The sequence below is a fragment of the Streptomyces cyaneus genome, assembly GCF_004028635.1.
Taxonomy (GTDB): Bacteria; Actinomycetota; Actinomycetes; order Streptomycetales; family Streptomycetaceae; genus Streptomyces; species Streptomyces cyaneus.
In genome coordinates this window covers 311,454-335,214 of the sequence record NZ_RQJW01000006.1, presented here as the reverse complement: position 1 = coordinate 335,214, position 23,761 = coordinate 311,454, and the positions used below count along the sequence as shown (strand labels likewise).

20 protein-coding genes and 1 pseudogene are annotated in these 23,761 nt (G+C 69.0%); 11 read left to right on the top strand and 10 right to left on the bottom strand.

The window, feature by feature from the left end:
• Positions 1–60 precede the first annotated feature (60 nt).
• The 4 genes from groL to EHO50_RS23730 form a co-directional block, all read right to left on the bottom strand.
• Complete coding sequence (gene groL, locus EHO50_RS23745) at positions 61–1,686, bottom strand: chaperonin GroEL (RefSeq protein ID WP_128433181.1); 1,626 nt, start codon at positions 1,684–1,686, stop codon at positions 61–63.
• A gap of 121 nt (positions 1,687–1,807) precedes the next feature.
• Positions 1,808–2,116, bottom strand: coding sequence for a co-chaperone GroES (groES, locus tag EHO50_RS23740; RefSeq protein WP_055493212.1), 309 nt, complete (start codon positions 2,114–2,116; stop codon positions 1,808–1,810).
• Positions 2,117–2,375: 259 nt separating this feature from the next.
• Positions 2,376–3,257: a polysaccharide deacetylase family protein gene (locus tag EHO50_RS23735; protein WP_246101362.1), complete on the bottom strand. Its 882-nt coding sequence runs from the start codon at positions 3,255–3,257 to the stop codon at positions 2,376–2,378.
• On the bottom strand, positions 3,254–4,324 hold the full coding sequence (locus tag EHO50_RS23730; protein ID WP_128433180.1) for a polysaccharide deacetylase family protein: 1,071 nt from the start codon (positions 4,322–4,324) through the stop codon (positions 3,254–3,256). Before EHO50_RS23730 ends, EHO50_RS23735 begins: the two co-directional genes overlap by 4 nt.
• A gap of 181 nt (positions 4,325–4,505) precedes the next feature.
• On the opposite strand from EHO50_RS23730, the gene EHO50_RS23725 reads away from it, so the two are divergent.
• The 8 genes and pseudogenes from EHO50_RS23725 (at position 4,506) to EHO50_RS23685 (ending at position 15,971) form a co-directional block, all read left to right on the top strand.
• Positions 4,506–5,675 (top strand): THUMP-like domain-containing protein, encoded by a 1,170-nt coding sequence (locus tag EHO50_RS23725; RefSeq protein ID WP_246101414.1) that lies wholly within the window; start codon positions 4,506–4,508, stop codon positions 5,673–5,675.
• A gap of 42 nt (positions 5,676–5,717) precedes the next feature.
• On the top strand, positions 5,718–6,272 hold the full coding sequence (locus EHO50_RS23720; RefSeq protein ID WP_164904921.1) for an IS5 family transposase: 555 nt from the start codon (positions 5,718–5,720) through the stop codon (positions 6,270–6,272).
• Between the two features lie 317 nt (positions 6,273–6,589).
• Positions 6,590–8,017: a non-reducing end alpha-L-arabinofuranosidase family hydrolase gene (locus EHO50_RS23715; RefSeq protein ID WP_128433177.1), complete on the top strand. Its 1,428-nt coding sequence runs from the start codon at positions 6,590–6,592 to the stop codon at positions 8,015–8,017.
• A 777-nt stretch (positions 8,018–8,794) separates the two neighbouring features.
• Positions 8,795–9,346 carry a recombinase family protein gene (locus EHO50_RS23705; RefSeq protein ID WP_246101360.1) on the top strand — a complete coding sequence of 184 codons (552 nt, stop codon included), beginning with the start codon at positions 8,795–8,797 and terminating at the stop codon, positions 9,344–9,346.
• A gap of 440 nt (positions 9,347–9,786) precedes the next feature.
• On the top strand, positions 9,787–11,505 hold the full coding sequence (locus EHO50_RS23700; protein ID WP_246101358.1) for a cellulose-binding protein: 1,719 nt from the start codon (positions 9,787–9,789) through the stop codon (positions 11,503–11,505).
• A 92-nt stretch (positions 11,506–11,597) separates the two neighbouring features.
• A pseudogene (locus EHO50_RS23695) lies at positions 11,598–11,753 on the top strand (YceI family protein); the annotation flags it as partial.
• A gap of 711 nt (positions 11,754–12,464) precedes the next feature.
• A complete protein-coding gene (locus EHO50_RS23690) occupies positions 12,465–13,907 on the top strand; it encodes a non-reducing end alpha-L-arabinofuranosidase family hydrolase (protein WP_181449680.1) in 1,443 nt (480 codons plus the stop codon).
• A 432-nt stretch (positions 13,908–14,339) separates the two neighbouring features.
• A complete protein-coding gene (locus EHO50_RS23685; RefSeq protein ID WP_128433176.1) occupies positions 14,340–15,971 on the top strand; it encodes a glycoside hydrolase family 43 protein in 1,632 nt (543 codons plus the stop codon).
• Positions 15,972–15,992: 21 nt separating this feature from the next.
• Here the strand turns inward: EHO50_RS23685 and EHO50_RS46105 are convergent, their stop codons facing one another.
• Positions 15,993–16,232, bottom strand: a complete 240-nt coding sequence (locus EHO50_RS46105; RefSeq protein WP_425472259.1) for a hypothetical protein — start codon at positions 16,230–16,232, stop codon at positions 15,993–15,995.
• Here EHO50_RS46105 and EHO50_RS23680 point away from each other — a divergent pair.
• Complete coding sequence (locus EHO50_RS23680; RefSeq protein ID WP_425472250.1) at positions 16,171–16,317, top strand: IS3 family transposase; 147 nt, start codon at positions 16,171–16,173, stop codon at positions 16,315–16,317. The two genes, EHO50_RS46105 and EHO50_RS23680, sit on opposite strands and share 62 nt — an antisense overlap.
• A 285-nt stretch (positions 16,318–16,602) precedes the next feature.
• Here the strand turns inward: EHO50_RS23680 and EHO50_RS23675 are convergent, their stop codons facing one another.
• Positions 16,603–17,505 carry a LysR family transcriptional regulator gene (locus EHO50_RS23675; RefSeq protein ID WP_128433175.1) on the bottom strand — a complete coding sequence of 301 codons (903 nt, stop codon included), beginning with the start codon at positions 17,503–17,505 and terminating at the stop codon, positions 16,603–16,605.
• 158 nt (positions 17,506–17,663) lie between these two features.
• On the opposite strand from EHO50_RS23675, the gene EHO50_RS23670 reads away from it, so the two are divergent.
• Positions 17,664–17,969, top strand: coding sequence for a DUF1330 domain-containing protein (locus EHO50_RS23670; protein WP_128433174.1), 306 nt, complete (start codon positions 17,664–17,666; stop codon positions 17,967–17,969).
• Between the two features lie 651 nt (positions 17,970–18,620).
• Here the strand turns inward: EHO50_RS23670 and EHO50_RS23665 are convergent.
• From EHO50_RS23665 to EHO50_RS23655, 3 genes are read right to left on the bottom strand one after another with little or no spacing between them, the layout of a single operon-like run.
• Complete coding sequence (locus tag EHO50_RS23665; protein WP_128433173.1) at positions 18,621–19,889, bottom strand: RNA polymerase sigma factor; 1,269 nt, start codon at positions 19,887–19,889, stop codon at positions 18,621–18,623.
• Positions 19,890–19,933: 44 nt separating this feature from the next.
• Complete coding sequence (locus EHO50_RS23660) at positions 19,934–20,290, bottom strand: YciI family protein (protein WP_128433172.1); 357 nt, start codon at positions 20,288–20,290, stop codon at positions 19,934–19,936.
• A 47-nt stretch (positions 20,291–20,337) separates the two neighbouring features.
• Positions 20,338–21,822 (bottom strand): MFS transporter, encoded by a 1,485-nt coding sequence (locus tag EHO50_RS23655; RefSeq protein WP_128433171.1) that lies wholly within the window; start codon positions 21,820–21,822, stop codon positions 20,338–20,340.
• 86 nt (positions 21,823–21,908) lie between these two features.
• Between EHO50_RS23655 and EHO50_RS23650 the strand changes: the two genes are divergently transcribed.
• Positions 21,909–22,592 carry a TetR/AcrR family transcriptional regulator gene (locus EHO50_RS23650; RefSeq protein ID WP_128433170.1) on the top strand — a complete coding sequence of 228 codons (684 nt, stop codon included), beginning with the start codon at positions 21,909–21,911 and terminating at the stop codon, positions 22,590–22,592.
• 46 nt (positions 22,593–22,638) lie between these two features.
• Here EHO50_RS23650 and EHO50_RS23645 read toward each other — a convergent pair whose 3' ends face one another.
• Positions 22,639–23,694 (bottom strand): LCP family protein, encoded by a 1,056-nt coding sequence (locus tag EHO50_RS23645; protein WP_128433169.1) that lies wholly within the window; start codon positions 23,692–23,694, stop codon positions 22,639–22,641.
• Positions 23,695–23,761 lie beyond the last annotated feature (67 nt).

The window sequence follows — 23,761 nt, the reverse complement described above, 5'->3', positions numbered from 1 at the left end:
GCGAAGGGAGAAGCCCCCCGATGCGACAGCAACGGGGGGCTTCTTCGGGTGGTGCGTGCCTCAGTGGGCGTGGCCGTGGCCGTGACCAGCGGCGGCCGGCTCTTCCTCTTCCTTCTTCTCGACGACCAGGGTCTCGGTCGTCAGGAGGAGGGAGGCGATGGAGGCGGCGTTCTCCAGGGCGGAGCGGGTGACCTTGACCGGGTCGATGACGCCGGCCTTGACCAGGTCGCCGTACTCGCCGGTGGCGGCGTTGAAGCCCTGGCCCTTGTCGAGCTCGGCGACCTTGGAGGTGATGACGTAGCCCTCCAGGCCGGCGTTCTCGGCGATCCAGCGCAGCGGCTCGACGACCGCGCGGCGGACGACGGCGACACCAGTGGCCTCGTCGCCGGTCTTGCCGAGTCCGCCCTCCAGCACCTTCGCGGCGTGGACGAGCGCGGAGCCACCACCGGAGACGATGCCCTCCTCGACCGCGGCGCGGGTCGCGGAGATGGCGTCCTCCAGACGGTGCTTCTTCTCCTTCAGCTCCACCTCGGTGGCGGCGCCGACCTTGATCACGCACACGCCGCCGGCCAGCTTCGCGAGGCGCTCCTGGAGCTTCTCGCGGTCCCAGTCGGAGTCGGTGTTCTCGATCTCGGCCTTGATCTGGGCGACGCGACCCGTGACGTCCTCGGCGTTGCCGGCGCCGTCGACGACGGTCGTGTCGTCCTTGGTGACCGTGACACGGCGGGCGGAGCCCAGCACGTCCAGGTCGGCCTGGTCGAGCTTGAGGCCGACCTCCTCCGAGATGACCGTGGCGCCGGTGAGGACCGCCAGGTCCTGGAGCATCGCCTTGCGGCGGTCACCGAAGCCGGGGGCCTTGACCGCGACCGCGTTGAAGGTGCCGCGGATCTTGTTGACGACCAGGGTCGACAGGGCCTCGCCCTCGACGTCCTCGGCGATGATCAGCAGCGGCTTGGAGGCACCCGACTGGATGACCTTCTCCAGCAGCGGCAGCAGGTCCTGGATGGAGGAGATCTTGCCCTGGTTGATGAGGATGTACGGGTCCTCGAGGACGGCCTCCATGCGCTCCTGGTCCGTCACGAAGTACGGCGACAGGTAGCCCTTGTCGAAGGCCATGCCCTCGGTGAAGTCCAGCTCCAGACCGAAGGTGTTGGACTCCTCGACGGTGATGACACCGTCCTTGCCGACCTTGTCCATCGCCTCGGCGATGAGCTCGCCGACCTGGCTGTCCTGGGCGGACAGACCGGCCACGGCGGCGATGTCGGACTTCTCGTCGATCGGGCGGGCCGAGGCGAGCAGGTCCTCCGACACGGCCTTGACCGCGGCGTCGATGCCCTTCTTGAGCGCGGCCGGGGAGGCACCCGCGGCGACGTTCTTCAGGCCCTCGCGCACCAGCGCCTGGGCGAGCACGGTGGCGGTGGTCGTACCGTCACCCGCGATGTCGTTGGTCTTGGTCGCCACCTCCTTCACCAGCTGGGCGCCGAGGTTCTCGTACGGGTCCTCGACCTCGACCTCACGGGCGATGGTGACGCCGTCGTTGGTGATGGTGGGCGCGCCGAACTTCTTGTCGATGACGACGTTGCGGCCCTTGGGGCCGATCGTCACCTTGACCGTGTCGGCCAGCTTGTTGACGCCGCGCTCGAGGGCGCGACGGGCGTCCTCGTCGAACTTCAGGATCTTCGCCATGACAGCGGGAGCCCTCTCGGAAATCTGTGGGTGAAAAAGACACTGCGCCCCGGGCGCCCGGCTTCTTATGTGGTCGCGGGGGCCAGGGGCGCAGCTGGAAGCAACTGAATGCTCGAGGTGACTACTTCTCGATGATCGCGAGCACGTCGCGAGCCGAGAGGACGAGGTACTCCTCGCCGTTGTACTTCACCTCGGTGCCGCCGTACTTGCTGTACAGCACGATGTCGCCGGTCTTGACGTCGAGCGGAAGGCGCTCGCCGTTCTCGAAGCGGCCCGGGCCCACGGCCAGGACGACGCCCTCCTGGGGCTTCTCCTTGGCGGTGTCCGGAATGACCAGGCCAGAGGCCGTGGTCTGCTCGGCGTCCAGCGGCTGGACCACGATGCGGTCCTCGAGCGGCTTGATGGCAACCTTGGAGCTGGCGGTCGTCACGATCCGACCTCCCCCTTCGGAGATCTCACGGGGTTAACTGTCTGAGGTGGCGACCAGGTCGATCCGTCGTCGCGGGTGCCGGACCTGCCCGTCGCGTAGTTGGCACTCTCCAGTGGGGAGTGCCAGAGCCGAGACTATGACCGCGATTAGCACTCGGTCAAGCGGACTGCTAATTCGCTCCGCTGACTGAGCCGCGTTCCTGGTCACGTGGCGTTGCCGTGAGCGGGCTGAGATATGCGGACCGACGCCGGAAGTTCCGTCAGACGTAGTCCTCCAACCGGCCCACCGTCAGCCCCCGCCCCTGGATCTCCCGCAGCAGCCGCGTCGTCCGCTCCCGCAGGCTCAGGCCGGTCGGTTCACCCGAAGGGACGGAGACGATGTCGCCGGGACGCAGTCGGGCCGGGCCCTTCGCGTACGTCAGTTCGCCGTCGCCCTCCATCGCCACCCGCCACAGCACCACCGCCGTCACGCCGCAGTCGGCCGCCGCGCGGAGCGTGGTGGTGTCGTACGTGCCGTAGGGCGGCCGGAAGAGCTGGGGCCGGATGCCGAAGCGGGCGCGGAGTTTGTTCTGCTGGCCGCAGATCTCGGCGCGCTGGCCGGCGTACGGCAGACCGCGCAGGGCGGCGTGGTCGAGGGTGTGGTTCTGCATCGACGCGCCCACCGACCGCAGGCGCGCGAAGTGGCCGTAGCCCGGGCCGACCACGCTGTCCGTGAGGAACATGCTGACGGGCAACCTCAGCTCACGGACCATGTCGACGAAGCGGGGATCCTTCTCGGCGCCGTCGTCATAGGTGAGGAACACGACCTGGTCGCGGGTGAGGATGCGGTCAACGACAGGCGGCAGATCGCCCCCGGACGGCCGATCACCCCCGGGTGACACCTGCCGCCGGGCGGGTGGGGACGGGGGCGCGGGCAACGGGGTGGTGAGGCCCCATCGGCGGTACGGCTGCGCGGTGGGCGTCGGGCTTTTCGCCGACCGTGCCCCTCGTGCCGCCTGTGCCGTCTGCGCCGCCTGCGCTGTCTGCTCGCCCGGTCGCCCTCCACCGGGGCCGACCGACTCGGTCGACGGGACGCAACCGGCAAGCAGGGCGGATGCCAGGGCCACGGTCGCCAGAGCCCGTAGCCCCGGCGCCGGCCTCACAGGTAGTCCTCCAGCCGGGCCACCGCATACCCTTCGGCCGTCACTTTGTTCAGGAATCGGCGGATCATGTCGGGCATTGTGCCCTTCCAGTCCTCCCTGCCCCGGAAGTGACTGAGGACGATGTCACCCGGGCGGATCTTCCGGTCCCACTCGCGGTAGTCCCAGTGGTCGACGAAGACCTCCTCGTTCCACAGGGGGACGTACTCGATGCCGCAGGACTTCGCGGCGCGCAGGGTGTTCCTGTTGTAGTTCCCGAAGGGTGGGCGGAAGAGCAGCGGGCGCTTGCCGTAGCGCCTCTCGATCACCTCCTGCATGCCGCAGATCTCATACCTCTGGCGGTAGTAGGAGAGGGCCGGGAGGTAGGGGTGGTGGAGGGTGTGGTTGTTCAGGACCACGCCGTCGCGCTGCATCCGCTTGAAGTAGCCGTAGTCCTCCTTGATCAGGTAGTCGCTGAGGAAGGCGGTGTACGGCACCTGCAGCTCGCTCATCATCCGCAGGAACGCCGGGTCCTTCTCGGCGCCGTCGTCGATGGTGAGGAAGACGACCCGCTGCTTGGTGGGGACGGTCGTGAAGACCGGTGGCAGGCCGAGTTCGTCGTGGCCGTCGACCTCGAAGCCGGCGCGGGTGGTGATCCTCGGCTTCCTGACGGGTGGCGGCGGGGGCGTGAGCGGGACTCGCGCCAGGCGCCAGTGCCTCGCGGCGGCGACACGGGCGGCGTGAGCGGCCTGGGCGGACCGGAACTTCTTGACCTGCGGGTCTTTGGCATGCGGCTCTTTGGGGTGGGGCGCCTTGGCGTGCGGGTCCCCGGCGTGGGGGTCTTTGGCATGCCGGTCCCTGGAATGGGGGTCTTTGGCATGCGCGTCCGGGACTTCGCCGGGGGGCGGTGCCTTGAGGGGCTGCCGACTCGGTGTGGGGCGTACGGCCTCATGCCCGGCCCCGCCACGGTGCCCACCTCCGCCACCCTGTGCACACCCCGAGGCGATGGCGGCGGCCGTGAGCGCGGCGATTCCGCCACGGATCCGTACCCCATTGCGGCGACTTTTGTCATTTTGTCGTACTACTCGCATGGGGCCGGATCCTCGCAGGCACCCGCCCCGCGGATCGGCCGACACCGCCGCCGGGAGACGGACCATCCACCGACTGGCCCACATGGAGAGCAGGGTCCGTCGACTGACCCACATGGAGCGCAGGGCCTACCGGCTGGCCGACTTGGAGCGCAGGGTCCACCGGCTGGCCGACAATGACCCGGTGAACGACCTCGCCTCCTTCTCCCGTCTCCTCACCCCCGAGGGCCGCGCCCTCCTCGACGCCGTACGCGACACCGACCCCGCCGACGAACTCGCCGTCGCCACCCGGCTGCGCCGCGAGCACCCCGCCGAGCTGGTGTCGGCCGCGCTCGGACAGGCACGGCTGCGGCAGCGGGCGGTGCCGAAGTTCGGGGCGGTGGACGCGGGGCGGATGTTCTTCACGCCGAACGGGGTCGAGCAGTCGACGCGGGCGAGTGTCGCCACGTATCGGGCCGGGCGGATGAAGGAGCTGGGGATCGGGTCGGTCGCCGACCTGTGCTGCGGGATCGGGGGCGACGCGATCGCGTTGGCGCGGGCCGGGATCCGGGTGCTGGCGGTGGATCGGGATCCGGTGACGGTGGCGGCGGCGCGGGCGAATGTGGAGGGCCTCGGTCTTGCCGACCTCATCGAGGTGCGGGAGGCCGACGTCACCGAGGTGGACACGAACGGGTACGACGCCGTGTTCGTCGACCCGGCGCGACGAGGTGGTCGCGGGAGGATCTTCGATCCGGAGGCCTACTCACCGCCGTTGTCGTGGGCCGTGGAGGCCGCTCGCAAGGCGCCGCGGGCCGCGCTGAAGATCGCGCCGGGCATTCCCCACGAGGCGATTCCCGATGACGCCGAGGCCGAGTGGATCTCGGACGGTGGGGACGTGAAGGAGGCGGTGCTGTGGTTCGGTACTGCGGCCGGGGCAGTGCGGGCCACGCTGTTGCCGGGGCTGCGGACTCTGCTCTCCTCGAAGCTGCCCGACCCTGAAGTCCGGTCCGTGGGACGGTACTTGTACGAACCCGACGGCGCCGTCATCCGGGCGCATCTGGTCGCGGACGTGGCGCATCAGCTGGACGGCGGACTCATCGACGCGACCATCGCGTACGTCACGGCGGACGAGCTGCGGCCGACGCCGTACGCCTCGGCGTACGAGATCACCGACCAACTGCCCTTCAACGTCAAGAAGTTGAAGGCCCTGCTGCGCGAGCGGGAGGTCGGCACGCTCACCGTCAAGAAGCGCGGGTCGGCGGTCGAGCCGGAGGAGCTGAGGAAGAAGGTCAAGCCGCAGGGGCCCAACTCGGCGACCGTGTTTCTGACTCGGGTGGCGGGGGCGCCGACGATGCTGGTGGGGCGGCCGGCCTAGGGCGTTCCGTTCAGATCATCGGATCGTTGGTCCGGTGTGTCGTTGCCTGATGCGCAGTGGGCGCGGATCGAGCCGTTGCTCCCGGGCCGGACGCCGAAGCTGGGTGGCCGCCGGCGGGATCACCGGGAGGTGATCGACGCGATCGCCTTCAAGTTCCAGACCGGAACGCAGTGGGTGCATCTGCCGGAGAAGTACGGCAACTGGCGAGGCGTCTACAACCGGCTGCGGATGTGGGCCGTCGACGGCACCTGGGAGCGGGTGTTCACTGCGCTGATGGCCCAGGCGGACGCGGACGAGGACCTCGACCGGGCGGTCTCGGTGGACTCCACGATCGTGCGAGCCCACCAGCACGCGGCCGGGGCCCGCAAAAGGGGGCCCCGGCCGACGAACCCGACGACCATGCCATCGGACGGTCCCGCGGCGGACCGACAACGAAGATCCACCTGGCTGCCGATGCCCGCTGCCGTCCTCTGGCTTTCGTCCTCACCGCCGGACAGGCAGGCGATGCACCGGTCTCAGCCACCATCTACCTGGCCGGAATCCACATCGCAGGCATCTTCCTCTGGTCCGCCCGATGATCCAAACGAAACCGCCTAGCCGAACCAGAGGCTCAGGTGAGCGACCTGGTCGGGGTCCGTAATGATCACCAAGCCCGCGCCCGCACCGCTACCTGACCCTCAGTCAAAGACCCGTACAACCACGGGACTTGAAGCCCGCTGGTTTCAGCCTGCGAACGTTTCTGCCCGCGAATTGTGCGAGAAGTATTGACGTCATTCATGGGATGTCTAGCATTCTCCCGATCGATACTTCGACCTTTGTTCGACATAACGAACACAGGGCTGCACCACACCGGCAGCCGGACAGCCCCTGACGGGCCAAACCGGAGTCGCTTGCTCAAGGATGACGAGGTCCTTATGCGCAGACGTAGTTTCAGCCTCAGACGCCCGTCCGCGGTGCTCGCCGCCGTGGTCGCGGCCCTGGCCGCGTTGGCGGCGCTGCTCGTCGCCGGCCCGGCTCAGGCGGCCACCACCAGCGACGTGCGCGGTGTTGATTCCGGCCGGTGTCTCGATGTGGAGGGCTTCAGCCAGACCGACGGCGCGAACGTGCACATCTGGGACTGCCACGGCGGAACCAACCAGCAGTGGACGTCGACGGACAGCAACCAGCTGACCGTGTACGGCAACAAGTGCCTGGATGCCCGGGGCGGCGCCACCACCTCCGGGACCCCGGTGCAGATCTGGACGTGCAACGGCAGTGACAACCAGCAGTGGCGGGTGAACCCCGACGGCACGATCGTCGGCGTGCGGTCCGGACTGTGCCTGGAAGTCTCGGGCTGGGGCAAGGCCAACGGCACGGCGGTGCAGCTCTGGTCATGCCACGGCGGCACCAACCAGAAGTGGACCGGCCTGTCCGGGACGAGCGACACGTGTGCTCTTCCGTCGACCTACCGCTGGACCTCGACCGGCCCCCTGGCGCAGCCGGCCAACGGGCAGCTCGCGCTGAAGGACTTCACCACCGTGAAGTACAACGGCAAGAACCTGGTCTACGCGACCACTTCCGACGGAACGAATTGGGGCGGTACGACGTTCAGTCCCTTCACGAACTGGTCGGACATGGGGGCGGCCACCCAGACCCAGATGAACGACGGCGCGGTGGCGCCCGAACTGTTCTACTTCGCGCCCAAGAACGTCTGGGTGATGGTGTCCCAGTGGGGTCAGTGGCCGCTCTACTACCGCACGTCCAGCGACCCCACCAACCCCAACGGCTGGTCCGCCAGGCAGCCGCTGTTCACCGGCAGCCTCCCCGAGGGCCCCGGGGACCAGAGGGACAAGCCGATCGACCCGACCATGATCGCCGACGACCAGAACATGTACCTGTTCTTCGCCGCTGACAACGGCAAGATCTACCGGGCGAGCATGCCGATCGGGAACTTCCCGGGCAACTTCGGCTCCTCGTACACGACGGTCATGAGCGACGCAAGGGACCTTCTGTTCGAGGCGCCGGAGGTCTACAAGGTCAAGGGCCAGAACCAGTACCTCATGATCGTTGAGGCGCAGGGTACGCACCGCTACTTCCGCTCGTTCACCGCCCCCAGCCTGGACGGTCCGTGGACCGTCCAGGCCGGCAGCGAGAGCAGCCCCTTCGCGGGCCAGGCCAACAGCGGTTCCACCTGGGCCCAGGGCGTCAGCCACGGTGACCTGGTCCGCGACAACCCCGACCAGACCATGACCATCGATCCCTGCAACCTGCAGTTCCTCTACCAGGGCCTCCCCAACAACACACAGGAACCCAACTACCTGAAACTGCCGTACCGGCCGGGCCTGCTCACCCTGCAGCGCTGACCCGCCTGGTCCACGGTGATCGCGATGTGGTGCGGTCCGCCGACGCGTGGACGAGCTGTCAACGGCGTGGGCGACTCCACCTGCTGACCGATACTCACCACCTTGAGGAACCCCGGTCGAGGGTCGTCCGGGGTTCCTCCCTCTCGTGGGTTTCCCTCGCGGGCGCATGGCGGCGTAACGGGCAAGCGTGCACTGATCCGTACCTGACATCCGCGCGCAGTCCGGCAGGATTCGACGACGATCCCGCATTCGAGGAAGTCGTGGCCGAACGCCGCTGGTGCCCGGCTGGTCGGCCTGGTGGATCAAGTCGATGACGTCGTCCACCATGCCCTGGCAATTTGGCCCAGAGACGGCCCAGCCCCACCAAAAGGCCCCCGCCCCGCGGGGAAAGCGCGGGGTGGGGGCTTACTGGCGTCCCGTTACTTCTTCTTGCCCTGGTCTGACGGGCCCGCTTTTTAGCCCTCGTCAAGGGGCTGGCTACCCCAACTGACCTGCGGTCGACCGGTCGTTAGTGGTCGTTGCCTGTCGTCGTTGGTCGTCCTCGGAGGTCCCAGAGAGGTTCCGGGACCAGCCCGGCCGACGGCCCTGTTCTCAATCCGTTTGAGCGGCCCGGTATACCTCGTACTGAGTCCAGGCACGTTCGAGCGTCTCGATAGCCGCGTCGATGGCGCCGCGCTCTTCGAGGTAGTCAGGCCGGCCCTGCCTTCCTTTGCGCGAGGGCCAGTCGGGGTCGGCGGAGACGTCCCGCGCGAGATCCCCAATGAGCTCGAGGAGGCGTTGAAGACCGCCCGGGAGATCAAGGCGCACGCCCCGCACTGCCGGGTCATCTTCACCGTGTTCGAGATGAAGAGGCTGGGGCGCGACGCGGCAGAACTCACCGCCCTCGCGGACCATCTGACCGAGCACGGCCTGGTGCTGGAAATGCTCGCCGGCCCGCTGCCCGGCATCTACGATCCCCCCGGCCCCGGCAAGCTGCTGTTCGGCTTCTTCGCCGCGATGGCCGAGACCGAGCGGGAGAACATCCGGGAGTCGACGCTGGAGGGACTCGATACCGCGGCCCGCAAGGGCAAGTACGGTGGCCGGCCCCCGGTCATGACCGACGACATGCTGCACACCGTGCTGCGGCGCAAGGCACTCGGCGAGTCCGTCGAGCAGTTCCAACCCGCCCTGATCAACCCCACCGGCAAGCGCAAGGGACAGAGCCCGTCCGTCGCCAGCGTCTACCGGGCCCTCGCCGAACACGAGAAGACCAAGGGGTACCCCGAGGCCGTCGAGACAGCACACGCCGACTTCGCCGCCCTTCAGCAGCGCGACCGCAGCCCCAAGTAGTTACTCAGCGCTACACACCACCTGGCGGTAGCTGTACGAGAACAGGGCCGTCGCGGTGGCGGCGGCCGCCGTCTGTCTTTTCCTGTGCTTCCTGTGCGGCTTCAGCCGCTCGGCCACCGCGGGGCGGTGTGCGGCCGGAAGCCTGTGATGGTTCGCGCCGTCGAGGTCGAAAGGGAGCCCGGGCGTGTCACCAGGGCACCGGATCACCGTCTCACCGGGTCCGGTGAGACGGTGCGACCGCGTCTCGGCGAAAAAAGTAATTGAGACGGCAACCTTTCCGCTCTGAGTGGCCACCTAGGGGTGTACCGACGAGGGCGAGCCGTGGTCAGCGGCGCTACGCCCTCTGTGTCAACACCCGATCGGAGCCCCACGTGTCACCAGACGACCCGAGATCCGCATGGCAGCCGATGCCTTGGGGTCGCACGCCCCGCCGTAGCCGGATGCGCCGGCGCTTTGTCGCGGGGGCGGTGGCGGTGCTCGCCGCCTCGGCCGGTGTCGGCGCCCTGGCGCCCAGCGCCGGCGCCGCGCCGACCGTCGGCATCCGTGTGGATGCCGGTACCTCCTTGGGCACGGTGCCCAGCAGTGGTGTCGGCCTCAACACGGGCTTCGGCGATGAGCACATGGGGACCGCCAAGGTGACATCGCTGATGAAGGCCGCGGGAGTTCGGCAGCTGCGCTATCCCGGCGGCTCCGGCGCGGACGACTACCACTGGAAGACCCACACCTACGGCGACGGCAGCGGCTGGATCCCCTCCAACACCGACTTCGACCACTTCATGGCCACCGCGAAGAAGGTCGGCGCCCAGCCGATCCTGACCGCGAACTACGGCTCCGGCACCCCCCAGGAGGCCGCCGACTGGGTCAAGTACGCCAACGTCGACAAAGGCTACGGCGTGAAGTACTGGGAGATCGGCAACGAGGTCTACGGCAACGGGCACTACGGCAACGGCAAGGGCTGGGAAACCGACAACCACGCCGACAAGAGCCCGAAGGAGTACGGGAAGAACCTCGTCGCCTACTCGAAGGCGATGAAGGCCGTGGACCCGAAGGTGAAGATCGGAGCGGTGCTCACCACCCCCGGCTTCTGGCCGGATGCGGAGAAGGCTCCCGGTGACACCGCCGACTGGAACAACACGGTGCTCTCCATCGCGGGAGGCTCGATCGACTTCGTCATCGTCCACTGGTATCCGGGCGGCAAAACCACGGCCGACCTGCTGAACACCCCCTCCCGGATCGCCGGTGTCAGGTCCTCGCTGCGCTCGCTGATCGCCAAGTACACGGGCTCGCGCGCCGCTTCGGTGGAGATCGCGGTCACCGAGAACGGCGCCGTCGGCTCGCCCGCCCAGACCAGCCAGGCCGCGGCCCTGTTCGCGCCGGACACCTACATGACCTGGTTCGAGCAAGGCGCCACCCACGTGGACTGGTGGAACCTGCACAACGGCACGGACCAAGCACCCACCACCGTCCACGGCCAGACCGACTACCAGGACGGGGGTGTGCTCTCCGCCGGCACCTGCGCCGGGGGGAAGTGCGAACCGACGCGCGACACGCCCTTCCCCACCTACTGGGGCATCCGCTCGCTGACCGCACTGGCGAAGCCTGGCGACACCATGGTCAAGTCGTCCTCGGGCAACTCGTCGGTCACTGTGCACGCGGTGCGGAACAGCACCGGCGGTCTCAACGTCATGCTGACCAACAAGAGCCCGAAGAACGCGGCGCAGGTGGCGCTCTCGTACGCCGGATTCACCCCGGCCGCAGGGGCGGTCACGACCGTTTCGTACGCCAAGGGAGACACTGCCCTGACGACGGCGAAGCGGGGCACGGCGGCCGCACAGACGCTGCCGCCGTACTCGATCACGACTCTTCAGCTGAAGCCCGCGCCGGGGACCGCCGGCGCTGACAAGCCGACGCCCGCCCCCACGCCGACCGCCGTCACGCCGGTTGCCTCGGCCCCCGGCACGACCGGCACCCGTGCGCAGGGGGAGGTCGGCGCGCCCGTCGGCCAGGCGACCCCGAGCAGCACGTCCGGCGACCTGGCTTCCACCGGGGCGAGCAGCGCTGTTGTCACGTACAGCGCCCTCGGTGGCCTGCTGGTCATCGCCGCCGGCGGCGTGCTGGTGCTTCGCGGACGTCGCCCCAGGGGTTTGCACGGGAAGTGAGACCGCGTGAGTGACTGACGGCCCGGCAGCAACGCCACCCACCCGTGGCGTACGCGCCGGACCGTCGGCCTCCGCGCCGGCGTCGGCGGTCGGCCGCGTTCCGGGCCACCGTGGAACTGCCGCGCGAGGACTTCGCGATGAACTACAACCAGGTCGTCCAGGTCGGCATGGCCGCCATCGGCACCACGCTCCGCGTCGGGATCGACCTCCAGGCCGTCCAGGGCGAACAGCTTCCGCCGCTCGCCTGACGGCGGAGACGGCTCGGCCCCGCCTCACTCGGGAAGGAGGGGGCCGAGTCGTCTGTGGCCTGTGCCTCCTGGTGGCTGAGCAGGATGTCGACACCGTCCTGGCTGCCGTACAGCGTGATATCGGGAGGAGTCCGGCGGCTGCGGCGGGCAGGTCGACGTCAAGCCGCGCGGCATCGCCTCCCGCGGTACCGGCGGCCGCGCCACCATTCGGAACTCCGGGCACGCAAGGCCTGGATGAACCAGTCGAGTACCGGTGCCAGGTTTTCCGGGGGCGACCAGCCGTTGATCACTGCGAGCAGCTGAACGTACTGCTCCCAGTCAGCGTTGTTCGCGGACCTCGCCGCCGGTCTCGCCGACCGGCGGCAAGGGCCACAGCGTCGACCTGCGCGGGCCCACCCGGCGGTTCGCCGGGCCGACAGTCGCGGGGTCTGTGTTCCCGCACGTCACAGCAACCTGACGGAGCCCTACCCGCTCGACTCACGAGCCTGGGCCTGGCCACACTCCCGGCCTGGCCTCTGCCTACCTGACCCTCAGCCAAAGACCCGTACAACCACGGGACTTGAAGCCGCCTGGTTTCAGCCTGCGAACGTTTCTGCCCACGAATCGTGCGAGAAGTATTGACGTCATTCATGGGATGTCTAGCATTCTCTCGATCGATACTTCGACCTTTGTTCGACATAACGAACGTAGGGCAAGGATGACGAGGTCCTTATGCGCAGACGTAGTTCCAGCCTCAGACGCCCGTCCGCGGTGCTCGCCGCCGTGGTCGCGGCCCTGGCCGCGTTGGCGGCGCTGCTCGTCGCCGGTCCGGCTCAGGCGGCCACCACCAGCGATGTGCGCGGTGTTGATTCCGGCCGGTGCCTCGATGTGGAGGGCTTCAGTCAGACCGACGGCGCGAACGTGCACATCTGGGACTGCCACGGCGGAACCAACCAGCAGTGGACGTCGACGGACAGCAACCAGCTGACCGTGTACGGCAACAAGTGCCTGGATGTCCGGGGCGGCGCCACCACGGCCGGGAGCCCGGTGCAGATCTGGACGTGCAACGGCAGTGACAACCAGCAGTGGCGGGTGAACCCCGACGGCACGATCGTCGGCGTGCGGTCCGGACTGTGCCTGGAGGTCGCGGGCTGGGGCAAGGCCAACGGCACGGCGGTGCGGCTCTGGTCGTGCCACGGTGGCGCCAACCAGAAGTGGACCGGCCTGTCCGGGACGAGCAACGCGTGTGCACTTCCGTCGACCTACCGGTGGACCTCGACCGGCCCGCTGGCGCAGCCGAAGGCGGGGTGGGCCTCGCTCAAGGACTTCACCAGCGTCGTCCACAACGGCAAGCACGTCGTCTATGCCACGACGCACGACACCGTCGCCGGTGAGGATGGGCGCTGGGGATTGACGACCTTCAGCCCCTTCACGAACTGGTCCGACATGGCCACCGCCACCCAGAACACGATTCCCTTCGATGGCATCGCGCCGACGCTGTTCTACTTCGCCCCGAAGAACCTCTGGGTGCTCGCCTACAACGGGGGTTGGCCATACAGCTTCTCCTACCGCACCTCGAGCGACCCCACCAACCCCAACGGCTGGTCCGCGCAGCAGGAGCTGTTCACGGGCACCCTCCCGAAGGGGGGCCCCCTCGACGTGACCCTCATCGGCGACGACACGAACATGTACATGTTCTTCGCCAACGACAAGGGCGACATCTACCGGTCCAGCATGCCCATCGGCAACTTCCCGGGCACCTTCGGTTCGGTCACGACGGTCATGAGCGACACCGAGGACAAGCTGTTCGAGGCGCCGGAGGTCTACAAGATCCAGGGTCAGAACCAGTATCTCATGATCGTCGAGGCCCAGAATTACACGGGGTATGGTCGCTACTTCCGCTCGTTCACGGCCACCAGCCTCGACGGCACGTGGACACCGCAGCCGCAGGCCGAGACCGTGACCAGCCCCTTCGCCGGCAGTGCCAACAGCGGCGCGACGGCCTGGACCAGGGACATCAGCCACGGCGATCTGGTTCGCACCAACCCCGACCAGACCAAGACCATTGACCCCTGCAACCTGCAGTTCCTCTACCAGGGGCGCGACCCCCGCACCGACGGCGGGGACTACGGCACCCTGCCGTACCGGCCGGGCGTGCTGACACTGCAGCGCTAGCCGGTGGCGTGACGCAGGTCCTGGTGTTCCTGACGCTCGCGGGCAACGACGTACGCCGAACCGGGTGAGCGTCACAGCGAGCGATCAGGAACGGGTGGAGTGTGAGCGGCGGGCTCGGTGCAAGGCCGAGCCCGCCCGTGCACGCGGAGAACCCGGATGGTGGCGGCCTCGTCCTGGTCAACCACGAGACGCGGAACGTGTCAGGCCTGGTGAGTCGGTCGGTTTCAGGGTTTGTCGAGTGAGCCGGGGTCGCCGGCGTCCGAGGATCACCGAACGATGACTGCTGCTGTGGGCGAGCCGCCAACCACCCGCTGATCGCCCGGTGTTGACACCCCTCCCACCCCCTCCTACATTCCCGTTCGACAGTCAGAACTTTGTCTGATATCTCGAACTTCGCTCTCGGTCCCCCACACGTGAGGAAGCTGATCTCGAATGTCCTGGCTCCAACACCCCCACAGCCGCCGGAAAGTCATGGCGGCCACGGTCGGCCTGGTTGCGGGCGCCACGCTGCCGGCGATGGGCGCGACGCGCGCGGCGGCGGCCACGACGGCCCAGCAGGAGCAGTTCACCAACCCGGTGATCTGGCAGGACTTCGCCGACCTCGAGGTCATCCGCGTCGGCGACACGTACTACTACACCGGCTCGACCATGCACTACTCGCCGGGCGCGCCCGTCCTGCGCTCCTACGACCTGGTCAACTGGGAGTTCATCGGCCACTCGGTGCCGGTCCTGGACTTCGGCGACGCGTACGACCTCAAGGGCGGACGGGCGTACGTCGGGGGCATCTGGGCGTCCTCGATGCGCTACCGCCCCAGCGACGAGACCTTCTACTGGCTGGGCCAGATCGGCTTCCAGCGGTCGTACGTATACAGCGCCACCGACGCGGCGGGCCCCTGGACCCGGCACGCCGAGATCGGCAGCATTTACTACGACGCGGGGCTGCTCTTCGACGACGACGGCACCCCGTACGTGGCGTACGGCGCGAACGAAATCCACGTCGCGCAGCTCTCCCCGGACATGCGCACCGAGGTCAGGTCCGAGCACGTGCTCACCAAGCCCGCCGAGTTCGGCCTGATGGAGGGCTCCCGCTTCTACAAGATCAACGGGAACTACTACATCTTCGTCACCCGCCCGGCCGACGGCACCGCCGGGCAGTACATCTGGAAGTCCACCTCAGGCCCCTTCGGCCCGTACGAGATGCGGGAAGTGCTGTGGGACCTGTCCCGCCCGATCCCCGGCGGCGGCGTGCCGCACCAGGGCGCGCTGGTCGACACCCCGAACGGCGACTGGTACTACATGGGCTTCATCGACGCCTATCCCGGCGGCCGCGTCCCCGCCCTGGCCCCGGTCACCTGGAACGCCGAGGGCTGGCCCGAGCTCCAGCTCGTCGACGGCGCGTGGGGCGAGACATACCCCTACCCGGTCACCCCGCACCCGCTCCCGCCGATGACCGGCGCCGACACCTTCCAGGGGACGGCGCTGGCGCCGTACTGGGAGTGGAACCACAACCCCGACACCGCCGCGTTCACCGTCGACAACGGGCTCACCCTCAGGACCGCCACCGTCACCGACGACCTCTACAACGCCCGTAACACCCTCACCCGCCGCATCCAGGGCCCCGCCTCCACCGCGACCGTCGTGCTCGACTTCTCCGGGATGGCGGACGGCGACCGGGCCGGGCTGGCGATGCTGCGGGACTCCTCCGCCTGGATCGGCGTCACGCGGCAGGACGGCGTCAGCAGGCTGGTGATGTTCGACGGCCTGACCATGGACGCCCGCTGGAACACCACCGGCACCGGCACCGAGCAGGCCCGCGCCGACCTCCCCGCGTCCGGCAGCCGCGTCTGGCTGCGCGCCGCCGCCGACATCAGCCCGGGGCCGGGCCGCCAGGCGACGTTCTCCTACAGCACCGACGGCACCACCTTCACCCCGCTCGGCCCGGCCTTCACCATGACCAACGCGTGGGAGTTCTTCTTGGGCTACCGCTTCGCCGTCTTCAACCACGCCACCCAGGCCCTCGGCGGCGAAGTGCTGGTGGAACGCTTCGAGGTGAGCACACCCTGACCATCCGATGCAGTCCGGCCCTCAGCCGAACAGCGCGATGCGCACGATGCGCTGCACGGCCATCGCGTCGCGCCGGGACTGCGCCTCGCGCAGCTCGTCCAGCGGCAGCCGCGCGGCGCACTCCTCCAGGGCCCGCAGGGTGGCGACGCTCTCGCGGACGGCGGCGGCCGGGTCGTTCTTCGCCACCATCAAACGGGAGTTGCTCGACACGAGCTCCTGGCCCAGTCGGGCTGCGGCCCGCACCGCGATCTTCGACTTCATCGAGGGCTGGTACCACTTGCACCGACTGCACAGCAGCCTCGGCTACCGCAGTCCCGCCGAGTACGAGACCGCACCTGCGGCCTGACCACCACACCGATGGTGTCCGTCAAAGCGGAACAAGCTCAACGGGGGCCCAGGCGCCCCCGCGCTGCGAGCCTCGCGCACCGTGCTCCCGCTCGCGTCAGGACGACCACACGAACGAGCGACAACAACGATCCCAACTCGCCGACACGGACATGTAGTCCATGAATCGTCGAAGTTCAGAGCCGGTATCCAAGACCACCGTCGTCGTCATCACGGCGAAGTCCGCCGGGCGCAGGGTCTTCGGCCTCGCCACCGCAGGCGTCCGTCTCGCTTGACCTCTTGCGCGTCAGTCCGGCAGCCAGTGCAGCTCGTGCGCCAGGGTTTTGGCGACGGCACGGATGCGGCGGTGTAGTGGCGACTGCTCGCGTGGGAGGACCAGGTGGATCGTCAGGCTGGGCGCGCCTCGCAGCGGTCGCCAGGTGAGACCGGCCGGTTGTGCCGTGGCCGCGGCTTCTCCGGCCGGGGCGAGGGTGACCCCGTCGCGCAGGTCGCGCTGAGACATGTCGAAAGAGACTGCGGGCGTGTGGAATCGGGGGTGTGGTCGGGTGTCTCGGAACAGTGCGGACAGCTGATCGTGGATCACGGGGTTGGCCGCACGGTCCGGGAGTCGCAGCGGATACGCGGCCGCGTCGGCGATCTCGATCTCCGGGTGTTCGGCCAGCGGATGGTGCTGCGCCAGCTGGACCCCGATGCGCGCACGCCGCAGCAGGAACCGGCGCACGCCACGGCCCGGCTGTTCACCGCGGGTGATCCCGGCATCGATGCGGCCGTCGGCGACCGCGGGGGAGATCTCCGGTGTCGCCATCGGGACCGCGCCGACCTCGAGTCCGCTGTTGCCGCGAATCAGCCTGTCCACCAGGGCTGGTGCCGTCTCGGCCCCGGTGCTGAGGCTGTATCCGATGCGCAGCGTGCCCAGTTCACCGGCCGCCGCGCTCCGGGCGGTGTCCCACGCCCGGTCCAGCGCCGCCAGCGCGGGCGGCGCGGACTCCGCCAAAGCCGCACCGGCCGTGGTCAATACGACGCTACGTGTGTTGCGGACCAGCAGGGCCGTACCGAGTTCCGCCTCCAATCGGCGCATCCGGGCGCTGAGTGCGGGCTGTGCGATACCGATCCGTGCGGCCGCGCGGGTGAAGTTCAACTCCTGCGCCAGCACCAGGAAGTACCGCAGGCTCACCGTATCCGGCGCCACGTGCCCTCCCTGCCGATTGATAACGATCCGTTCTGAGTCTATCCCGTACCGGTCTTTCCCTGGACCGCACATCAAGCCCTAACCTGCGCATGCCGGGATCGATCGATCTGAGTGTCAATTCGAAGTCGGACGTGTCCGGCCGAACACAGGAGGTTTCCATGGCCAAGGGCTACTGGGTCAGTGTCTACCCCGCCAGTTCCGACCCTGCGAGGCTGACTGCCTACGACAAGCTGGCCGGTCCGGCTGTCCAGGCTGGGGGCGGGCGCACCCTGTCCCGGATCCCGTCCCGTGGCGGGCGAGTCGTCGCCCACGAGGCCGGAATCACGCAACGCGTCGTTCTGATCGAGTTCGACAGCTTTGAACAGGCCGTCGCGGCATACGAGAGCGAGGCATACCAGAAGGCGCTGGTGGCCCTCCCTGACGGCGTCGAGCGCGACTTCCGCATCATCGAAGGCATCGACTGACCGGCGGGCCCAGCCATCGCTGAGCATCCGTCACCTGATACGCACACGGTGCTGAACGACGACTCACGAGACGAGTTCGAAGCCATGCCCCGCGTCCCAGTTCGTCGTCGACGTCCTCGACGGCCTGATCCTTGTCGGGCGGGCCGCGAAGCGGAGTTCGGGGCAGCCGACACATCATTGCCCGACAACCGACCTGCCTGATGAACGCCCGACCGTGTGCAGAAGAGCATCGGCGGGCCGTCCCGCCGCCCCGAGTGCTCTGATGAGCGTGCACAGTCTTGCCGGCGCCCGGGTCACCGACGACGACGATGCGCTGGTAGCGCTGGAGTGCGTCGATCGGGGCGTAGGTGTGGGACGAGGAGGTGGCCGTGTCGGCGGCCAGGGATTCCTTGCGGGTGCCGTCGCCAGCACGGCTGCGGTCCCGCTCGCCGAGTTCCTCCTCGCGCACGAAGCGGAGGGGCCGCGGTCCTCGCGCTCCCACTCGTGCTCCTTCAACCGCCTGCCGGAAGCCTCCTGGAGCTCGAAGCGTGTTGATGATCGGCGTGCCGGAACCCGCTGCGACGACCGCACTCAGCACCGAACCCCCGTGCCCCGTTTCCTGACCGCCAGTCGATTCTGGCAGCGGCCACTGACACAGGCGGCCCTTTCGCCCTACGAGGCCTCTGTCGCCCGGCGCAGCAGCATCTCCCGCTCCCGCTCGTTCCGCGTCAGCCCCGCCGCCCGCTCGAACTCCGCCCGTGCCTGCGCCGTACGGCCGAGGCGCAGCAGCAGGTCGCCGCGCACGCTCGGCAGCAAGTGGTAGTCCCGCAGGGCCGGTTCGGTGGCGATCGCGTCGACGATCTTCAGGGCGGGTTCCGGGCCGTCCGCCATCGACACGGCGACCGCGCGGTTGAGTTCGACGACGGGGGACGGGGCGCGGGCGGCGAGCAGGCCGTAGAGCGTGGCGATGGTCTTCCAGTCCGTCTCCTCGTAGGTGTACGCGTGCGCGTGGCAGGCGGCGATCGCGGCCTGGAGTGCGTACGGGCCGGGGGCGCCCGTGGCCGTCGCGTCCGCGCGGGACAACGCCGTGATGCCGCGGGCGATGAGCATGCGGTTCCAGCGGCGGCGGTTCTGGTCCTTGAGGAGGATCGGTTCGCCGGAGGGGCCGGTGCGGGCTGCCGCGCGGGACGTCTGGAATTCGAGGAGGGCGGTCAGGCCGTGCACCTCCGGCTCCTTCGGCATCAGTCCCGACAGCACGCGTGCCAGGCGCAGCGCGTCCTCGCACAGGGCGGGGCGCAGCCAGTCGTCGCCGGCCGTGGCGGCGTAGCCCTCGTTGAAGATGAGGTAGATGACGTCGAGGACCGAGCCGAGGCGGGCCTCGCGGTCGGGGCCGTACGGGACCTCGAAGGCGACGTTCTTCGTGGCGAGCGTGCGCTTGGCGCGGACGATGCGCTGGGCGATCGTCGGCTCCGGGACCAGGAACGCCCGGGCGATCTCCGGTGTCGTCAGGCCGCCGAGGAGGCGGAGCGTGAGGGCGATGCGGGCCTGTGGCGACAGCAGCGGGTGGCAAGCGGTGAAGACGAGCCTGAGCAGGTCGTCGTCGATGTCGTCAGGGTCATGGAGGGCAGACGGCTCCTCGGGGGGTGCCGTCGTCTCCAGGTCGCGGCCGATGTCCTGGAGTTTGCGGGCGTAGTTCTCGCGGCGGCGGATCAGGTCCACGGCGCGGTGCTTGGCCGTGGCCATCAGCCAGGCGCCGGGGTTGTCGGGCACGCCGTCCCGGGGCCACTGCTCCAGCGCGGCGACCAGCGCGTCCTGCGCGAGTTCCTCGGCGATGCCGACGTCGCGGACGGTGCGGGCCACGGCGGCGATGATGCGTGGGGACTCGATGCGGAAGACGGTTTCGACGGTACCGCGCGGGTCGGCGGTGGGCTGTGGTTCCACAACCCACCATCGAACACCCCACGCGGCCCCGCGCAAAGGAAGGCTCAGCCCTCCGCGATCTCCCGCACCTCGCAGGTGACCGTCCAGAACTCCTCGTGCACCTTCAGGAACCGCTTGGTCCACTCCAGCGCCTCGGCCTTGTCCTTGCACTGCATGATCGCGTAGCCGCCGACGACCTCCTTGGCCTCGGTGAAGGGCCCGTCGGTGACGGAGATACTGCCGCCCTCCCAGCGCACCCGGGTGCCCTGCGCGGAGGGGGTCAGCCCGGCGGTGTCTAGCATGACGCCGGCCTTGGTGACCTCCTCGATCAGCTCGCCCATGCGCTGCATCAGCTCGGGGCTGGGGCCCTCGGCGGGCATGGTGTTCTCGTCGATCTGCACGAGCGACAGGTAACGGGGCATGGTGACTCCTCGGATCGGATCGGATGGGCCGGGTCCTTTCCGGCCTCTCACTCGTGCGTCGAACGGGAGACCTCCGGATCGACACGCTCGCCGGAATTCCTTGGATTTTTTTCTCCGGCGGGCGTTTCCGCAGGCAGGGCCCCTTTCCCATGCAATGCGCCGGCGGCCAGGGCGGCTGCGGCGAGCAACCCCGCCGCCACCCAGTACGCCGCCGCGTACCCGTCGACGAGCCCCTCGGCCCCGTCCCCACCGGCGCCCGCCGCCACCGTCACCAGCACCCCGAGCCCGACAGCCCCGCCCACCTGCCGCGAACTGTTGAGCAGCCCGGCCGCCATCCCCGTCTCCGCCGGCGCGACCCCGTACGTGGCGGCCGTCCCCAACGGTACGAAGCACATGCCGATGCCGACCGAGGCGACCGCCGACGGTCCGAGGACGGAGAGCCAGAACCCGCCGTCCACCGCCACCGCCGCCGCGAACCAAGCGATGCCGGCCGCCCCGAGCAACCCACCCACCAGCAGCAACACCCCGGACCCGACCCGCCCGACCGTGCGCGCGGCGATCACCGATCCGACCACGACCCCGACGCAGAACGGCAGGAAGGCACTCCCGGCGGCGGTGGGACCGTACCCCAGCACCTGCTGCATGTAGAGGGAGGTGAAGTAGAAGGCGGCGAACTGGCCTGCCGACATCAGCAGCGCGAAGACGTTCGCCGCGAGCACCGGCCCCTGGGCCAGGATCCCGAGCCTCAGCAGCGGCTGCCGTACGCGCGTCTCGACCACGGCGAAGACCGCCAGCAGGACGACTCCCGCGCCCAGCACCCCGCCGGTCTGCCACGCCGTCCAGCCGTGGGTCTCGGTCCGCATCAGCCCGAGGACGAGCAGCGAGGTTCCGGCGGTGACGAGGAGCGCGCCGAGGGCGTCGAGCCGCGGCCCGCTCCCGCTCCCCCGCCGGTCATCGGCGGGTACACCGGGCCGTACGACGGCCAGTACGGCGACCACGACGGGCACGTTGACCAACATGACGGCCCGCCAGCCGAGCCAATCGGTGAGCAGCCCGCCGGCGAGCACCCCGACGGCCCCGCCGACCGCACCGGCGGCTCCCCACAGCCCCAGGGCGCGCGAACGTGCTGCTCCCGACGGGAAGTTGACGGTGATCAGGGCGAGCGCGACCGGTGACAGCAGGGCAGCGCCCATCCCCTGCACCGCCCGGGCAGCAATCAACTGCCCCGGCGCCTGGGCGAGTCCACCGACGAGGCTCGCGAGTCCGAAGACGACGAAGCCGGCCACGAGCACCCGCCGCCGTCCGGCGACATCGGCGAGCCGCCCGCCGAACATGAGCAGCCCGCCGAAGGTGAGCGCGTAGGCGTTGACGACCCAGGCCAACGACTCGGCCTCGAACCCGAGTCCGCCGCCGATGTCGGGCAGGGCGACGTTGACGACGGACATGTCGAGCGAGACGAGGAACTGCACGGCGAGCAGCACCGGCAGTAACCAACGGGCGCCCGGCTTCTGAGAGTTGACGGTATCCACCATGCGAAGCAGATTAATATACGCGTACATAAATTAACCAGGGCCGGCCGGCCCGCCGTCTTCCGATCGGCCGACACCGCCGCGAGACAATGCCTCCCGTGGCAACAGAGGCAGCGAACTCCCAGGGCCGTAAACGCGGCCGTCCGCCCCGCATCGCGGCGGAGCAGATAGTCGACGTGGCCCGGCGGATCATCCAGGAGGAGGGCGTCGAGGCGGTCAGCATGCGCCGGGTGGCGAAGGAGGTCGGCGCCACGCCGATGGCGCTCTACAACCACGTACGCGACAAGGACGAGCTGCTCCTGCTCACCCTGCGGGGCATGGCGGCGGCGTTCCCGCGCCCGCCGCTGCCCTCCGACCCCCGCGAACGCATCCTCACGACCGCCGTCCACATGCACGCGATCCTCAGCGAGATGGTCTGGGTCATCGACGTACTGAGCCTCGGCGACCTCACCGACAAGGACGCGCTGTGGATGCCCGAGGAGATCATCGACTCGGCCGTCTCCTGCGGCCTGACCCCCACCCAGGCCCTCCACGCCTACCGCACCATCTGGTACGTCGTCTACGGCGCCCTGGTCTTCCAGCGAGCCGATGCCCGTCGCGCCGCCGACCCCGAACGCCGGCCGTTCTTCCCGACCTTCCTCACGGAGGAGGACGCGGCGGCACTGCCGCGGATGACCGAGTTGGCGGCGAACTGGGAGGAGATCAAGGGGCGTTACGACATCGCCGAGCAGTTGGAGGCGGTAGTGGACGGGCTGCTGCGGAAGAGGCGTTGACCCGCCGCGCAGCCCATGAATCAAGTTGGGCAGTCATCCGGCCCTCCTAACGCAACGACTCCCACAACTCGCTCGCCTCCGGCTCGTCCGCCACCACCCGGTTCGCGTTCGAGGCCGCCGTGACCACCGGCATGGTCACCGTCTTCACCGTGTCGGAGGACAGGCCCCTCAGGCTCTCCCCCAGGCTCATCAGCTCGCTCAGCGAGTCCAGTCCCGTGTCCGTCGTCAGGCTGCCCGTCACCGCGTCGGCGACGCGGTAGAGCTTGGCCGGGTCGGTGAGGAGGTCGGTGGCGGCGATCTGTTCCAGCAGGGCCTTCACCAGCTTCTGCTGCAGGCCTATGCGGCCGAGGTCGCTGCCGCCGCCTATGCCGTGGCGGGTGCGCGCCAGGGCGAGGGCCGTCTTGCCGTCGAGGTGATGGGTGCCCGCCTCCAACGTCAGGTGGCTGTCCTCGTCGTCGATGTCCTCGTCCGTCGTGACCGTGACGCCGCCCAGCGCGTCCACCAGCTTCGCGAAGCCCGAGAAGTCGATCTCGATGAAGTGGTCCATGCGGACGTCGGTGATCGACTCGACCGTCTTGACCGCGCACACGGGGCCGCCGATCGCGTACGCGCTGTTGAACATGGCGTTGTACGCCACCTGCGTCGAACCGCCCGACGACAGTGGGCAGGACGGGCGGGTGACCAGGGTGTCGCGCGGGATGCTGACGACCGTCGCCTTCGTGCGGCCCCCGTCGATGTGCACCACCATCGCCGTGTCCGAGCGGGCTCCGGTGCTACTGCCGCCGCCCAGCTTCTTGTTCTCCTCGCCGCTGCGCGAGTCCGAGCCCAGGACCAGGATGTTCAGGGAGCCGGTGGGCAGCGGGGACGCCGAGGCGGAGGCCGACGGCGACGGTGTCGTGACCGCCTTCGCGGGGCGGTCGTCGCCGAGCGCGTTGTCGATGTCGACGCTCTTGATGTTGGCGTTCAGATGCCAGAAGGCCCAGCCTGCCGTGCCCGCGCCCAACACCAGGGCTCCCGCGAGGATGAGGCCGGCGGTCTTCAGCGCTCTCGACCGCCGGCCCACTCGTCTGCCGTCGTCCCCGTTCTCGTCTCGTCCAGTCATGGAGAGGAACGTAAGTCCGAATTATTACGTGCAGGAACGCCAGACCGGCTTTTCTTCGGAAAATCTC